Consider the following 13,468-nt stretch of genomic DNA (forward strand, 5'->3'; position numbering starts at 1 on the left):
CGGTTCCGGCCAGGTACCGGGTGACCCGCTGCAGGAAGGCGCGGTTGTCCTTGGCCAGCGCGCCGGGTTCCGGGGTGACTTCGGCGAGCGCGTCGCGCAAACCGCGATCCGCACTGTAGTTGTCCTTACCACCGAGGATCGCGTCGTAGACGCGCGAACTGCTCGGCCTCGTGGGATCGATGCCTGACGGCACGCCCCCGCGCCCTCCGCCGGTTCGTGTCATACCACTCCCCAACCCCGAATTTCCGCCCCGACAACCCCAGGTTAGGGGATCAAGAGCCGATAACGTACGTGTGGGTAGATACCGCCAATCCGGGTAAGCCGCTCGACCTGCGGCCGGATTCCACTACTATCCCCTCGCGTAACGTTCAACCACTGGATCGCGACAGTGGGTCATAGAGCCCATTTCCACAGGAGGTTCCGCGTGGCTCCGGACAGTGCCACGGGAAGCGGCCCCACCGCCCGCCGTCTCGTGCTGGGCAGCCAGCTGCGCAGGTTGCGCGAGGCGAGCGGAATCTCCCGCGAGGACGCCGGATACGCCATCCGCGGGTCCGGATCGAAGATCAGCCGCCTGGAACTCGGCCGCGTCGGCTTCAAGGAACGCGACGTCGCCGACCTTCTGACCCTCTACGGCGTAACGGACAGGACCGAGCACGAGTCCTTCCTGGACCTCGTCCGCCGATCCAACGAGCCCGGCTGGTGGCACCGGTTCAACGACCTGATGCCCTCGTGGTTCCAGGACTACGTCGGGCTGGAGGAGTCGGCCTCCCGCATCCAGACCTACGAGATCCAGTTCGTGCCCGGCCTGCTGCAGACCGAGAAGTACGCCCGCGCGGTCGCCACCCAGGGACGCCCGGAGTTCCCGGAGGACGAGCTGGACCGGCGCGTCCGGCTGCGCATGCAGCGCCAGAAGCTGTTCACCCAGCCGAAGGCGCCGCGACTGTGGGCGGTGATCGACGAGTCGGTGCTGCACCGGCCGATCGGCGGCCGCGAAGTGCTGCGCGAGCAGATCCAGTTCCTGCTCGATGCGACGGCCATGTCCGCGGTGACGCTGCAGATCCTGCCGTTCGAGCTCGGCCGGTCCGGCGCGGAGGGCGCGTTCACGATCCTGCGGTTCGCCGAGCCGGAGTTGCCGGACATCGTCTACCTGGAACACCTCTGCGGCGCGCTCTACCTGGACAAGCCGGACGAGGTCGAGGTGTACAGCAAGGTCAGCCACCGGCTCGCGGTCGACGCGCAGACGCCGGAGCAGACCCGCAAGACGCTGCTCAAGGCCCTGAAGCACAGCTGACCAACGATGCCACCGGGATCTTTGCCCGGTGGCACTTCTATGCGCGCCGATGACTGCGCATAGCACTCGATCACTAACGGCGGGTCACTTAACTGGGAACAAGATTCCTCCTGTCGAGTGATCAAGGTCTCATTGAGATGCACGTGCATTCAATCGTGCATCTGCACCTGCTAGCTTGGGTGCACGATCAACTGCACGTGCAGATGATCGTGCAGCGTTAGTCGGGGAAGGGTGAGGTTCGGATGACGAACATCCAGAACGGTATGCCCGCGCAGCAGCTACCCAACGTGGTGTGGCGAAAGAGCCGCCACAGTGGAGCGGTGGGCAACTGCGTTGAATTGGCACCGTTGGTCGACGGCGGCATCGCCGTCAGAAACTCGCGCTACCCCGAGGGTCCAGCACTGGTCTACAGCCGGGATGAGATCGCCGCATTCCTGCACGGAGCCAAGGACGGCGAGTTCGACGACCTCGTCTGACGAGCCGCGCCGACGCCCCGCGCGGAGCCATGGTTGAAGCCCTTGACGACGAAACTCGGTGGCGCCATGAACGAGATTACCAACGGCCTGCAAGCCCTGGTAGCCCGCGACTTCCAGTTCGCGCACCCGCGCGACGCCGACGGCGGCCTAGTCGCCGTGGTGGGAATCCGGGTCCATCGCGGGGTTTTCGACATCGTGCAGATCTTCAGCGAGCACGACGCCGATGCCGCGCGGATCCCCGGTGACGAGCCGGACGTTCTCTTCCCGAGCAAGGTCCTGTGGCGAACCACCGGTCCCGCGCGCGAGGTGATCGACGAGCTGCTCGCACTGTCCGAGCCCGCCCCGGATCTCGGCGCCCAGCCCACGGGCTGCTGGCTGCCGACCCACGCGGGCCGCTCGACCTGGTTGGCCGCCTCCGCCTGACGCGGGCCAACAACGGGCCGCCCTGGCCCGCTCCCAAGACCCCGCCCCGACCCCGGCGCCGGAGTCCTCAGTGGACTTTGCCTGGCACCGGGACCCCCGAAACGATCGAGTTCCCGCGCGACGGCGCCCCGCCGCGGGAACTCGATCGGGGTTTTCTCCGCGAGGCGAGCGCACCAACACCGCCCAACGCAGATGCTCCCGCGGCCTGCGACGAGCGATGACCCGTGAGCGTTTTGGGGCGCTGTAGCACCCCAAAGCACTCACGGGACCAGACTCAGTTCGCCGCGACAGCGCGCCCATTGCGAGCGCGCACGTGGTGGACGACGACCGCGGCGGTGGCAGCCAGGAAGACGACCTGCATCGCGGTTCGCGGGACGAGTTGGTCGTCCGCGGCGGTGAGGATTCCTTCCAGCGCCGCGTAGACGTTCGCGGGGAACATCGCGATGAGCATGAGGCCGAGCCCGCCCGCGGCCCACGGCGCGGTCCGGTGCCACAGCAGCCCTGCCGCGCCCGCCAGCTCCAGGATTCCTGTGACGGTGACGAGCAGGCCGGGCGCGGGCAGCGCCGGCGGCACCATGCTGATGAGCTGCTCCCGCATGCCGACGAAATGCGCGATGCCGGTCGCCACGAACATCGCCGCCAGTCCGCCTCTGACCGCGACCGGCCAGGGCTTCAGGCTGCGGACGCCGGCGACGCCCGCCACCAGCAGCACCAGCGTGACGACCAACAAGATGATCAACGGAGCCATCTCGGCCCTCCCCCGGGAAAGTGAACTTGTCAGTGACAAGATGCCTCTCCGAGTCGAATCTTGCCAATGGAAAGATTAGTAGTCCAGGTAGTGGTGCAGGAGACTGGAGCCTTCGAGCATCGCCCTCGCCCGTTGCGCCAGCGCCGCCCGGCGCTGCGCGATGGCCGCGCGCAGCGCGTCGCTGCTGCCCGTTCGCCGGAGGCCATCGAGCACCTCCCGGATCTGGGGCAGCAGATACCGGCCTTCCCGGAGCATCTTGATCATCCGGGCGTCGCGGACGTCGGCCGGGCTGAACAGCCGGTACTTGGTGCCCGGATCACGGGTGGGCGCCAGCAGGCCGGCGGACTCCCACACCCGCAGCGCGGAGGTGCGCACGCCGAGATACGCGGCCACCTCGCCGATGCGCATGCCGGAGCGAGGCAGCGCCGAGGCGTCCGGATCCTGCCCAGCCACCACTTCGAGAGCGTCGCCGATCCCCCGGAGGTTCTGCCGCTGCTCGTGCAACGCGGCGTGCCCGGCGTCCACGAGCGTCAGCGCTTCCGCAACGTCACCGGCGTGCACGGCGCGCATGATCCCGCGCGCGGCGTCCATCCCGTATCCCCGCGCGAGCGCCCGGTAGGCCAGCAGGGCCTCGCGATGCCCGGCGTGGAACCGGCGGTGGCCGGAATCGGTCCAGATCGTCGGAGGCAGGATGCCCTCGTCCGCGTAGTTGCGGACGAGCTGGGCCGAGATCCCGGCGGCCCGGGCCAGATCGATCGGGCGCAACGGCGCCGCCGAGTCGCTCATCGACCCAACCTACGACTTGAAGTTCGTCGAGGCGGCCGCCCGGACGAGCTCCGCTGCCGACAAGACCACAGTAGACAGAAGACCGGACAGTGCCGCCGGGCGGATCGGCGGGGCTGCCCGGTCGGATTCAGTCGAGCTTGTACATCGGGTTGGGCAGTTTCACGCCGCGTTCGGCGTGGCCGCCGGCCAGGTCGGATTCCTGGTCTCCGACGCTCAGGATGATCCGGTAGCCCTGCCGCTCGATGTCGGCGCGGGCACCGCTCTTGTACTGCACCACCGACGGCGCGTGGTCATCTGGCGGCCGCAGGTACAGGGCCGCCGGCTCGGGATAGCCCTCTTCCGCCAGATCCAGCAGGCTGGCTTCGCGCATCTCCGGGCTCTCCCTGCGGCCGGTGACGAAGAAGACCGCGACGTCGCGGGAATCCGCGAAGCGCACCAGGTCCCGCGTCGCGGCGATCCCGACGGGCCCGCGGGCCAGCACGAATTCGTCGGACGACTCCTGCTCGAAGCCGAAGTCGATGCCCAGCGCGTACTCGTAGGTGGACACGCTGGTGTCGTCGATGTCCAGCACGATCGCCGGTTTCGGCACGCCCTCCGCCAGCCGCTGGGCCAGGTAGTCCTGGCCGCGCCGATCGGCCTCGGCTACATCGGCTTCCCACTGCCCGGAATCGTGGTAGTCCACGATGGACTGCTTCACGTCGGTCAGGTTCGGGGCGGGCTCGGCCTTCGCGCCTCCGGCGCCCTGGGCCGCGGCGCAACCGGTGGCGAGCACGCCGAGCAGGGCGAAGGACGTGACGATCCCGGGAAGTGCGGAGGACTTTCGATCGGACACGATGAGGAACCTCCTTGCGGCGGAGACTACTTCGGCAGCCCGGACCCGCTCAGCACGCGGTCGAGCGTGGGAAAGGACGCTTGCGCACCGGAGTGTTGCACGCTGCAGGCCCCCACGCGGGTCGCCCACCACACGGCGGTGGGAAGCGAATCACCCTTGCTCAGCCGCCATGCCACGGTGGCGGCGAAAGCATCACCCGCCCCGGTGGTGTCGACCGCGTCGGTCGGCGCACCGGGAATTTCCTCGACGTGGTCGGCATTCGCGACCGCCGCGCCGTCCGCGCCGAAGGTGACCACCACCGAACGTGCACCGATCCCGAGGAGCCCGCTCGCGTGCCCGGCGTTCTCGGAAGACATCGGAAAACCGTTGCGCCGCAGGATTTCCCGGGCTTCGTGCTCGTTGACGATCAGCGGGTCGGCGAGCTCCAGCACCTCGGCGGGTACCTCTACCACCGGGGACAGGTTCAGCACGAACCGCGCCCCGGCGGCCCGCGCGGCGCGGGCCGCGGCGGTGACGGTTTCGACCGGCACCTCCAGCACGACCGACACCACCCGCGCCGCCGCGATCAGCGGTCGTGCGGCCGCGATGTCGGCCGGCGACAGCCGCGCGTTGGCCCCGGCGGACACGATGATGCTGTTCTCGCCGGTGGCCGAGACGGTGATCAGCGCGGTGCCGGTGACCGCGTCGGCGTCGCGGTGGGTGTGCGCGGTGCCGACGCCATCGGTGCGCAGGGCGGCCAGCAACATGTCGCCGTGCGCGTCCGCGCCGACCCGGCCCACCAGCGCCGTTCGGGCGCCGAGCCGCGCTGCGGCGACCGCCTGGTTGGCGCCCTTGCCGCCGGCGCTGGTGGCCAGCGTTGCGGCGTGCACTGTTTCGCCCGGCAGCGGATGGCGTTGCACGCGCGCGGTCAGGTCGACGTTCAGCGAACCGACCACGACGACGTCTTCGGTGCGCGTCATCGCAAATCCCTTCTCACGCAACGCGTCGCGACGGGGCGGTGTCGTCGCACAGCCGGTCGGCCAACAGCCCGGCGAATTCTCCGCCGGTCTCCAGCACCACGCGCACGTGCGCATCGTCCTGGGCCGGGAAGTCCCGGTACTGCCCGCGAACGTCGGCGACGGTCGCGCCGCGCCCCGGCCCCTGGCTGGTCTCCACGTCGACCGCGACGACCGGTGCCAGCACTGGGGAGACGTCGCCGACCGCGATGGCCGCGGCCAGCGGATCGTGGCAGGCCGCGCTGCGGTCGCCGAACACGTTCCGCTCGTAGAAGTCGAAGTACTGGTCCAGCATCTTCGCCGCGAAGGCGGTGACCGGCGTGCCGGACTCGCGGAGCCGACGCTGGTGCCCCTCGGTGATCCGCTCGCCCATGGTCGCGTCCAGCGGCACCAGCGTGACCGGCCACCCGGCGGTCAGCACCATCCGCGCCGCCTCCGGGTCGTTGCTGATGTTCGCCTCGGCCGCCGGGGTGGCGTTGCCCGGATGCCGGATCGCGCCGCCCATGATCGTGACGTGCTTGACCAGCTCGGGCAGTTCGGGTTCGAGCAGCACGGCGGTGGCCAGGTTCGTCAGCGGCCCGACGGCGAGCAGGTGCAGCGTTCCGGGGTCCTCCCTGGCAAGGCGCACGATGAGTTCCGCGGCGGGCTCGGCGACCGGCGTGGCCGTCGGCGCGGGCAGGTCCGTGTTGCCGAGGCCGTCATCGCCGTGCACGTACGGCGCGAAGTGCGCGTTCCCGAGCCAGTTGTCGCGGGCTCCAATGGCCACCGGGATGTCGGGTCGCCCGGCCAGTTCGAGCACCCGCAGCGTGTTGTCGGCCGCGGTGACCGCGTCGATGTTGCCGAAGACCGTGGTCACAGCCCGGATGTCGACGTCCGGATCCCGCAGCAGGTACAGCAACGCCAACGCGTCGTCGATTCCGGTGTCGCAGTCGACGATCAGGGTTTCCTTGGACGCCATCGGTTGCGCGCCTTTCTGCTGGGAGCGGAGTCTCGCGGGACTCGTGCGCGTTTTGGAGCGCTATAGCGATCCAAAACGCGCACGAGCGTTGCCCCGGGAAGCGGAGCGGGTGATCGCGTCAGATCGAGACGGGCCCGCGGAGCTCCGGCTGTGGTTGTTCGGTGTTCATCGGGATTGGCGCACCGGAATGCCCGGCGCGCCGCTGGGCAGCACGTACTTGGCGGCGATCAGCGGAGTCCGCTCCATCGAGACGACCTGCGTGACCAGCACGACCGGCGTGTCCGGCGACCGGTCGAAGACCTCCCCGCGGCGCCGCCCGAGCACGGTCGCGTTGACCGTGCTGGCGCCGCTCAACGGCAGGTGCGGGTCGATCGAGCCGATGACGTGCAACATCGTGCTCGGCCGGGCTTCGGCCTCCGCCAGGGCTCGGGGCAGCGCGGGATCGACGGCGGCCAGCGCCTCGTCGTGCACGCTCCACTCCTCCACCAGGCAGGACGGCACGCCGTCGACGTCGACGACGCTCTCCCAGAACCGGATCTCGCAGCTGGCCGGCACCGGCAGGTGCTGCATCACCAGGTCGGTCGGCTGCTCGATGTCGCGCACCAGCGGCCGCACCTTGGCGCTGTCCGCGCCCAGCAGGCTCTCGACCGGCTGCAACCGTTCGAAGCCGCGCCGGGCCGGGCGGTCGCTGACCGTCCGCCCCACTCCCCGCCGCACGGTGATCACGCCGTCCTCCTGGAGGAGGATCAACGCTTCCCGCAGCGCCGGCCGGCTCACGCCGAGCTCGGTCGCGAGGTCGGGCTCGGACGGCAGCGTCGAGCCCGGCGGATAGATGCCTTGCCTGATGGCCTCGGCGATCCGCTCGTAGAGGTCCACGACCGGTCGACGCTGAGGTCGTCTGGAAGCCACGCCGCACCCCCTGCCCGATTGATGTCAGACAAGTTAAGAGAGATGGCCCCCGCTCGTCAACTCCGCCTATCCGGAAAAGAATCACAGACCACGCCTTGACGCGCGGCACCATCGGAGGGTAGATCCTTCCGCCAACGTGCCTAACATGTCAGACAGGCACCACGGGCGGCCGAGGCCGCCGGGAACACCGAACCCCAGGAGGAAACAAGTGCCCGAGTCTCCGACCGCGGACCAGCTCCGCCGCGCCCCGAAGGTGCTGCTGCACGATCACCTCGACGGCGGGCTGCGTCCTGAGACGGTCGTGGAACTGGCGGAGCAGCAGGGCTACCCCGCACTGCCGACGTCCGACGTGGCCGGGGTCACCCGGTGGTTCGCCGCCGCGGCCGGGGCCGGCTCGCTGGAGGAGTACCTGGAGCGATTCGTGCACACCGTCGGCGTCATGCAGACCGCGGACGCGATCAGCAGGGTCGCCGCCGAATGCGCCGAAGACCTCGCCGCGGACGGCGTCGTGTACGCCGAAGTCCGCCACGCGCCGGAGCTGAGCACCCAGCAGGGGCTGTCGCTGGACGAGGTCGTCGAAGCGATCCTCGACGGGTTCCGGCGCGGCGCGGCGCGGGCGCGGGAAGCGGGCAACCGCATCCGCATCGGCGTGCTGCTGTGCGCGATGCGGCAGGAACCGCGCGCCCGGGAGATCGCGGAACTCGTGGTGCGATACCGCGACGCGGGAGTCGTTGGCTTCGACATCGCGGGCCCGGAGGCCGGCTTCCCGCCCACCCGCTCGCTGGACGCGTTCGAGTACCTGCGCCGGGAGAACTGCCACTTCACCATCCACGCCGGCGAGGGCTTCGGGCTGCCGTCGATCTGGGAGGCCATCCAGTGGTGCGGCGCGGCCCGGCTGGGCCACGGCGTGCGCATCGTGGACGACATCGAGATCGCCGAGGACGGCACCGCGCGGCTCGGCAGGCTGGCGTCGTTCGTGCGGGACCGGCGGATCCCGCTGGAGATGTGCCCGCGCTCGAACGTGCACACCGGCACCGTCGCGTCGGTCGCGGAGCACCCGATCGCGCTGCTGCGGCGGCTGGGCTTCCGGGTCACGGTCAACACCGACAACCGGCTGATGAGCCAGACGTCGATGACCCGCGAGTTCACCGAGCTGGTCGAGCACTTCGACTACTCGCTCGACGACCTGCAGTGGTTCACGGTGAACGCGATGAAGTCGGCGTTCATCCCGTTCGACCAGCGCCTGGCGCTGATCAACGAGGTGATCAAGCCCGGCTACGCGGCCCTGCGCTCCGAGGCGTTGTTCGGCTCGGTCGCAGACCACGCCCCGGCACTGGCCTGACGCGTGAGCGCTTCGGGCCGGCACGGCGGCCCGAAGCGCTCGCGAGCGTTCTCAACAGGACATCAGCGGCCCGCGGTCCTACATTGACCGGCGAAAGACCCGCAGCTCGCGGCCGACCAGGGAGTGTCCTCATGAGCCGTGTCCGAGTCCTCGTCGGCACCCGCAAGGGCGCGTTCATCCTGACCGCGGACGGCACCCGCGAGAGCTGGGACATCAGCGGCCCGCACTTCGGCGGCTGGCAGCTGTACCACCTCAAGGCCTCGCCGGCGGACCCGAACCGGCTGTACGCCTCGCAATCGCTCGGCTGGTTCGGCCAGCTGATCCAGCGCTCCGACGACGGCGGCCAGACCTGGGAGCCGGTGGGAAACCGGTTCTCCTACGACGGCACGCCCGGCACGCACCTCTGGTACGACGGCACCCCGCATCCCTGGGAGTTCGAGCGGGTCTGGCACCTCGAACCGTCGCCGACCGACCCCGACACCGTGCACGCCGGGATCGAGGACGCCGCGCTGTTCCGCACCACCGACGGCGGCAGGACCTGGCACGAACTGCCCGCGCTGCGCGAACACGGCTCCGCCTCCGGCTGGCAACCGGGCGCCGGCGGGATGTGCCTGCACACGATCATCCACGCGCCGGACGACCCGAACCGGCTGTTCACCGCGATCTCGGCGGCGGGTGCCTTCCGCACCGACGACGGCGGCAAGAGCTGGCAGCCGATCAACCGCGGCCTGCACTCGGAGGGCATTCCCGACCCGGACTCCGAGGTCGGCCACTGCGTGCACCGCATCGCGCTGCACCGCGAGCGGCCGAACGTGCTGTTCATGCAGAAGCACTGGGACGTGATGCGCAGCGACGACGCCGGCGATTCCTGGTACGAGATCAGCGGCGACCTGCCGTCCGACTTCGGCTTCCCGATCGACGTGCACGCCCACGAGCCGGACACCGTCTACGTCGTCCCGATCCAGAGCGACGAGCAGCACTACCCGCCGGAGGGCAAGCTACGCGTCTACCGCAGCCGGACCGGCGGCAACGAATGGGAGCCGCTGACCAGCGGCCTGCCGCAGAGCCACTGCTACGTCAACGTGCTGCGCGACGCGATGGCCGTGGATTCGCTGGACGAGTGCGGCATCTACTTCGGCACCACCGGTGGCCAGGTGTACGTGTCGCCCGACGCCGGGAACAACTGGCGACCGATCGTCCGGGATCTCCCTGCGGTCCTGTCCGTCGAGGTGCAGACGCTGCCATGATCCGGGTCGCGCTCCCCGCCCACCTGCGGACGCTCGCCAAGATCGCGGACCGCGAGATCGAGCTGGACGTCGACGGTCGGCCAACGCAGCGCGCGGTGCTCGACGCGCTGGAGGCCCGGTATCCGATGTTGCGCGGCACGATCCGGAACCAGGAAACCCAGCTGCGCCGGGCGTTCATCCGGTTCTTCGCCTGCGAGGAAGACGTCTCCAACGAGCCGCCGGACGCGCCGCTGCCGCCGGCGGTGGCCGCGGGCGAGGAGCCGTACCTGATCGTCGGCGCGATGGCGGGCGGCTGAGGCGGGAATCAGATCGGGCGATGGTCCACTTTGGATTGGAATATTCCAGCGCCTCGTTCAACTAATGGGTGGTCGCCCGATTTCTCCGGCGTGTTGGCGTGTCGATCCGCGACGCCGGTGGAAGGTTTGCCGCGTCATTCGCCCGACCCCGACAAATCGCGGCCGGCCTGACACCACGGGAAAACCATCCAGATCGGAGTCTGACATGCGCAGTTCAGCACGTGCCCTGTTCGCCGGGGTCGCGGCCGTCGGTTTGCTCGCGATGGGAGCCTCCCCGGCGCTGGCCGCCAAGGACAAGAACAAGGAGTCCGACAACGACTCCACCGTCACGGCCGCAGCCCAGGGCGGCAACGGCGGAAATGGCGGCAACGGCGGCTTCGGCGTGAACTTCTGCCCGGCGATCGGCATCCTCGCGAAGGCCGAGGCCCACTGCGGCGCAGGCAACGGCGGCAGCGCGAACGGCGGCGACGCGTGGGCCGACGCGGAAGACGACAGCCGGGACACCGAGTCCGACGACAGCTGACGCCGGAATCGCGGCCCGGCGCTCCCGCCCGAACGGGAGCAGCCTGACCAGCGCCCACGGCACGAGGTCCTCGCCCCGAACCGAAACGACCGGCCAATCGCCGACGACGCGTTCGGGGCGACGACGTGGAACGGAGTACTAGTGATCATTTCTGCACGCCTTCTCGGCACCGCCGCCGCGCTCGGCGTCGGCGTGCTGGCGGCCGGCCTGGCGACCCAACCGGTCGCGGCGGCCGAGAGCACCAGCGAAAAACCTGGCAGCGACGGCGAATCCGGCCAGGGGCTCAGCATCTGCCGGCCGCTCTCCCTCACCGGCGGCCAGCTCACGGCCGAGTGCTCGGTAGCGCCGAACGGCACGAGCTCCAACGGTTCCGCGGATGCCGATGCCAAGAACCACGGCGAAGACGAGGACGACGACTGACGTCCGAAAACCGTTCGCAACGCACGAGATGAATGTGTCGGTCTCCGCAAGGAGGCCGACACATTTTCATGAATTCCGACCACCTGAACTGTCCATTGTGGTCCAGACCTGTAGCTGCCGCCTTCGCCCGATCCGGGCGCCTTCGCCGATTCAGACGATCGCGGACGAAACGGCGGCCTTACGCTCGAAAAGCGGGCAGGCCGTGGGATTTCTCGGACGTGGCCTGCCCGCTACCAGCAAGAATCTCGAACGCGACGCGCCGGTCGCACAGCGACCGACGCGGCTTCCGCGCCCTAGGGAATTTCCAGGATCACTCGTCGTCCTTGGAGTACTTCCGGTCCTTGCTGTCGTCCTCCGCGGTCGCCTCGGCGTCGCCACCGTTGGCGCTGCCGCCGTTGCCCGCGCCGCAGTCGGCCTTCGCCGGAGCCAGCAACGCGATGGACGGGCACACGTTCACCCCGAAACCGCCGTTGCCGCCGTTGCCGCCGGCGCCACCTTCGGCCGCAGCGGTCACGGTGGAGTCGTCGTCGGAGGTCTTCTCCTTGCCCTTGGCGGCCAGCGCCGGAGACCCTCCCATCGCGAGCAATCCGACCGCGGCGGCTCCGGCGAACAGAACACGAACAGACCTGCGCACTGAGAACTCCTATCTGGATGGGTACCACTTGGTTGAACAGCCCCGCCGCTACTGCCCGGAAGGATTCGGCGGTGCCGGAATCAACGCGTGGACCCTTTCACCGGAGCCCGCAGAACACCTCCAGCGACATGCGGATCGACACACCAGTCACCCGTAGGTGCGAACAAATTTCGTTGCTCCAACAAAAAGAGCGTGCCGACCGGTTCGCAGACCGGTCGGCACGCTCTCATCGGACGTGCGGGCTGGGGGTCGCCCGCGTCCGGATCAGTCCTCGCTGTACGCGCTGGAGTCGGCGTCGCCACCGATCCCGTTGCCACCGTTGCCGGCGGAGCACGAGCCAGTGCCCTCGCCGAGGACGCCGACACCGATGCCACAGAGGACGTTCACGCCAAGGCCGCCGTTGCCGCCCTCGCCCTTGCCACCCTGCGCCTCGGAGGCGGTCACCGAGTGGTCGTCCTTCCCGCCCTTGCCGTGGTGGCCCTTCCCGCCATCGGCGAAGGCGGGCGAGCCCATGGCCAGCATCGCGGCAGCGGCAGCGGTAACACCGAGAAGGCGAATCGAAGTACGCATTCCTTTAGCTCCCATCCAGGTTGGATATTTGCCGGAACGGCACGTTGAGTTCCCGGAATTCCGGGAATTTGGGGTGCGCCTACCGACGGGACAAACGTTGCCATTGATTAGGGTGGTCCGGCACGCCGGGCCACACCAAAGAGAATCACTCGCCACCCGGGCGGATGCACGATCACGCAGTGTCGTCCGACGCGCCGGGATTCTGCCCCGCACAACTCAACTGATCAGATGAAGCAGATCAACCACCAGGAAAAAGATCAGGAAGTAGGATTGCGCGATCCCGATCACAAAAAGATCAAGAAGACGGAGGTGAAAAAACGTTGCCCTGCAAGCGACTTGCTCCACCTGAGCTCCGAAACCCAGACCGGCAGGCGTCGCACGTTGGGGCCAAGAACGGGCGGCCCGCCGGGCACGGAGCACGGGCCGCCCCTAGCGTTCGTAACCGCTCAGGATCCGAATCTCGTTTCAGGAGGCAAGTCATGGGAATTCGCCGCGAGACGGCAGTCGTGCTGGCCGCACTGGGAACTCTGACCGCCGGCGCCTCGGTGGCCGCCGCGACGGCCTGGGCGGCCGGGCCACCGCTGACCGTGGAGGTGGGCGAAGCCAGGTGCCTGCACGCGGCCGACCTGCCGTTCGTGGCGGCAGTGCCGAAAATCGCTGCCGGACAGGAGAATTCCGCGATGACCACGGTGCGGCTGACTGTCCGCAGCGCCACCAACGACAGCAAGACGCATGCGTACACCGTCACGGTGGACGGGGATCAGCGGGCCAGCGGCTCCGTCAGCGGAGGCGGCATGTCCATCAACAGCGTCAGCATCGCCAATGGCAAGAGCTCCCGGCTGGTCATCACGACGGGCCCGACCGTCGTCCTCGACCGGCCCATCACGGGACGCTGCTGACCCGGATCAGGACACAGCAGAACGTCGGGGAGCGGAAGGAATTCCGCTCGGCCCCGCTCTTTGGTCGGTGTGGGGGGTAAAAAACAACCAAAAAGTATGACCAGTCGGTTGCCCCGGCG

General features: G+C 69.1%; 19 protein-coding genes. 10 read left to right on the forward strand and 9 right to left on the reverse strand.

From position 1 onward, the window contains the following. On the reverse strand, positions 1 to 193 hold a 193-nt coding region (locus AB0I53_RS47410), incomplete at its 3' end, for an SAM-dependent methyltransferase (protein WP_358617209.1). Positions 194 to 424: 231 nt separating this feature from the next. On the opposite strand from AB0I53_RS47410, the gene AB0I53_RS47415 reads away from it, so the two are divergent. The 3 genes from AB0I53_RS47415 (at position 425) to AB0I53_RS47425 (ending at position 2,190) form a co-directional block, all read left to right on the forward strand. Continuing rightward, positions 425 to 1,291, forward strand: a complete 867-nt coding sequence (locus AB0I53_RS47415) for a helix-turn-helix transcriptional regulator (protein WP_358617212.1) — start codon at positions 425 to 427, stop codon at positions 1,289 to 1,291. Positions 1,292 to 1,533: 242 nt separating this feature from the next. Further along, positions 1,534 to 1,767: a DUF397 domain-containing protein gene (locus tag AB0I53_RS47420; RefSeq protein ID WP_358617215.1), complete on the forward strand. Its 234-nt coding sequence runs from the start codon at positions 1,534 to 1,536 to the stop codon at positions 1,765 to 1,767. 66 nt (positions 1,768 to 1,833) lie between these two features. Then, positions 1,834 to 2,190, forward strand: a complete 357-nt coding sequence (locus tag AB0I53_RS47425) for a hypothetical protein (RefSeq protein ID WP_358617217.1) — start codon at positions 1,834 to 1,836, stop codon at positions 2,188 to 2,190. Between the two features lie 274 nt (positions 2,191 to 2,464). Here AB0I53_RS47425 and AB0I53_RS47430 read toward each other — a convergent pair whose 3' ends face one another. From AB0I53_RS47430 to AB0I53_RS47455, 6 genes are all read right to left on the reverse strand, one after another. Next, entirely contained in the window at positions 2,465 to 2,938 is a 474-nt protein-coding gene (locus AB0I53_RS47430; protein WP_358617220.1) for a hypothetical protein, read from the reverse strand. 75 nt (positions 2,939 to 3,013) lie between these two features. Continuing rightward, positions 3,014 to 3,724, reverse strand: a complete 711-nt coding sequence (locus tag AB0I53_RS47435; protein WP_358617223.1) for a MerR family transcriptional regulator — start codon at positions 3,722 to 3,724, stop codon at positions 3,014 to 3,016. A gap of 127 nt (positions 3,725 to 3,851) precedes the next feature. After that, positions 3,852 to 4,556 (reverse strand): HAD family acid phosphatase, encoded by a 705-nt coding sequence (locus tag AB0I53_RS47440; RefSeq protein ID WP_358617226.1) that lies wholly within the window; start codon positions 4,554 to 4,556, stop codon positions 3,852 to 3,854. A gap of 26 nt (positions 4,557 to 4,582) precedes the next feature. Further along, positions 4,583 to 5,515, reverse strand: a complete 933-nt coding sequence (locus AB0I53_RS47445; protein ID WP_358617229.1) for a ribokinase — start codon at positions 5,513 to 5,515, stop codon at positions 4,583 to 4,585. Positions 5,516 to 5,528: 13 nt separating this feature from the next. Next, positions 5,529 to 6,509: a nucleoside hydrolase gene (locus AB0I53_RS47450; protein WP_358617231.1), complete on the reverse strand. Its 981-nt coding sequence runs from the start codon at positions 6,507 to 6,509 to the stop codon at positions 5,529 to 5,531. A gap of 165 nt (positions 6,510 to 6,674) precedes the next feature. Continuing rightward, on the reverse strand, positions 6,675 to 7,418 hold the full coding sequence (locus AB0I53_RS47455) for a GntR family transcriptional regulator (RefSeq protein ID WP_358617234.1): 744 nt from the start codon (positions 7,416 to 7,418) through the stop codon (positions 6,675 to 6,677). Positions 7,419 to 7,626: 208 nt separating this feature from the next. Between AB0I53_RS47455 and AB0I53_RS47460 the strand changes: the two genes are divergently transcribed. From AB0I53_RS47460 to AB0I53_RS47480, 5 genes are all read left to right on the forward strand, one after another. After that, a complete protein-coding gene (locus AB0I53_RS47460) occupies positions 7,627 to 8,760 on the forward strand; it encodes an adenosine deaminase (protein WP_358617237.1) in 1,134 nt (377 codons plus the stop codon). Positions 8,761 to 8,891: 131 nt separating this feature from the next. After that, on the forward strand, positions 8,892 to 10,007 hold the full coding sequence (locus AB0I53_RS47465; protein WP_358617240.1) for an exo-alpha-sialidase: 1,116 nt from the start codon (positions 8,892 to 8,894) through the stop codon (positions 10,005 to 10,007). Continuing rightward, entirely contained in the window at positions 10,004 to 10,303 is a 300-nt protein-coding gene (locus AB0I53_RS47470) for a MoaD/ThiS family protein (RefSeq protein WP_358617242.1), read from the forward strand. Before AB0I53_RS47465 ends, AB0I53_RS47470 begins: the two co-directional genes overlap by 4 nt. A 205-nt stretch (positions 10,304 to 10,508) precedes the next feature. After that, on the forward strand, positions 10,509 to 10,826 hold the full coding sequence (locus tag AB0I53_RS47475) for a hypothetical protein (RefSeq protein ID WP_358617245.1): 318 nt from the start codon (positions 10,509 to 10,511) through the stop codon (positions 10,824 to 10,826). Positions 10,827 to 10,967: 141 nt separating this feature from the next. Further along, positions 10,968 to 11,246 (forward strand): hypothetical protein, encoded by a 279-nt coding sequence (locus AB0I53_RS47480; protein ID WP_358617248.1) that lies wholly within the window; start codon positions 10,968 to 10,970, stop codon positions 11,244 to 11,246. Positions 11,247 to 11,556: 310 nt separating this feature from the next. Here the strand turns inward: AB0I53_RS47480 and AB0I53_RS47485 are convergent, their stop codons facing one another. Continuing rightward, entirely contained in the window at positions 11,557 to 11,880 is a 324-nt protein-coding gene (locus AB0I53_RS47485; protein WP_358617251.1) for a hypothetical protein, read from the reverse strand. Between the two features lie 264 nt (positions 11,881 to 12,144). Further along, the gene (locus AB0I53_RS47490; RefSeq protein WP_358617253.1) at positions 12,145 to 12,450 is read right to left on the reverse strand and encodes a hypothetical protein; all 306 of its coding nucleotides are present in this window, start codon (positions 12,448 to 12,450) and stop codon (positions 12,145 to 12,147) included. Between the two features lie 228 nt (positions 12,451 to 12,678). Between AB0I53_RS47490 and AB0I53_RS47495 the strand changes: the two genes are divergently transcribed. Together AB0I53_RS47495 and AB0I53_RS47500 are read left to right on the forward strand one after the other, a co-directional pair. Further along, positions 12,679 to 12,981 (forward strand): hypothetical protein, encoded by a 303-nt coding sequence (locus tag AB0I53_RS47495; RefSeq protein WP_358617255.1) that lies wholly within the window; start codon positions 12,679 to 12,681, stop codon positions 12,979 to 12,981. Beyond that, the gene (locus tag AB0I53_RS47500) at positions 12,930 to 13,349 is read left to right on the forward strand and encodes a hypothetical protein (protein ID WP_358617258.1); all 420 of its coding nucleotides are present in this window, start codon (positions 12,930 to 12,932) and stop codon (positions 13,347 to 13,349) included. Before AB0I53_RS47495 ends, AB0I53_RS47500 begins: the two co-directional genes overlap by 52 nt. Positions 13,350 to 13,468 lie beyond the last annotated feature (119 nt).

The organism is Saccharopolyspora sp. NPDC050389 (assembly GCF_040655595.1).
Taxonomy (GTDB): Bacteria; Actinomycetota; Actinomycetes; order Mycobacteriales; family Pseudonocardiaceae; genus Saccharopolyspora.

Bases quoted from the DNA above. Each gene is read 5' to 3' on its own strand.
- AB0I53_RS47420 (WP_358617215.1), top strand. From the start codon at position 1,534: ATGACGAACATCCAGAACGGTATGCCCGCGCAGCAGCTACCCAACGTG.
- AB0I53_RS47425 (WP_358617217.1), top strand. From the start codon at position 1,834: ATGAACGAGATTACCAACGGCCTGCAAGCCCTGGTAGCCCGCGACTTC.
- AB0I53_RS47430 (WP_358617220.1), bottom strand. From the start codon at position 2,938: ATGGCTCCGTTGATCATCTTGTTGGTCGTCACGCTGGTGCTGCTGGTG.
- AB0I53_RS47435 (WP_358617223.1), bottom strand. From the start codon at position 3,724: ATGAGCGACTCGGCGGCGCCGTTGCGCCCGATCGATCTGGCCCGGGCC.
- AB0I53_RS47445 (WP_358617229.1), bottom strand. From the start codon at position 5,515: ATGACGCGCACCGAAGACGTCGTCGTGGTCGGTTCGCTGAACGTCGAC.
- AB0I53_RS47450 (WP_358617231.1), bottom strand. From the start codon at position 6,509: ATGGCGTCCAAGGAAACCCTGATCGTCGACTGCGACACCGGAATCGAC.
- AB0I53_RS47465 (WP_358617240.1), top strand. From the start codon at position 8,892: ATGAGCCGTGTCCGAGTCCTCGTCGGCACCCGCAAGGGCGCGTTCATC.
- AB0I53_RS47470 (WP_358617242.1), top strand. From the start codon at position 10,004: ATGATCCGGGTCGCGCTCCCCGCCCACCTGCGGACGCTCGCCAAGATC.
- AB0I53_RS47475 (WP_358617245.1), top strand. From the start codon at position 10,509: ATGCGCAGTTCAGCACGTGCCCTGTTCGCCGGGGTCGCGGCCGTCGGT.
- AB0I53_RS47490 (WP_358617253.1), bottom strand. From the start codon at position 12,450: ATGCGTACTTCGATTCGCCTTCTCGGTGTTACCGCTGCCGCTGCCGCG.
- AB0I53_RS47495 (WP_358617255.1), top strand. From the start codon at position 12,679: ATGAAGCAGATCAACCACCAGGAAAAAGATCAGGAAGTAGGATTGCGC.
- AB0I53_RS47500 (WP_358617258.1), top strand. From the start codon at position 12,930: ATGGGAATTCGCCGCGAGACGGCAGTCGTGCTGGCCGCACTGGGAACT.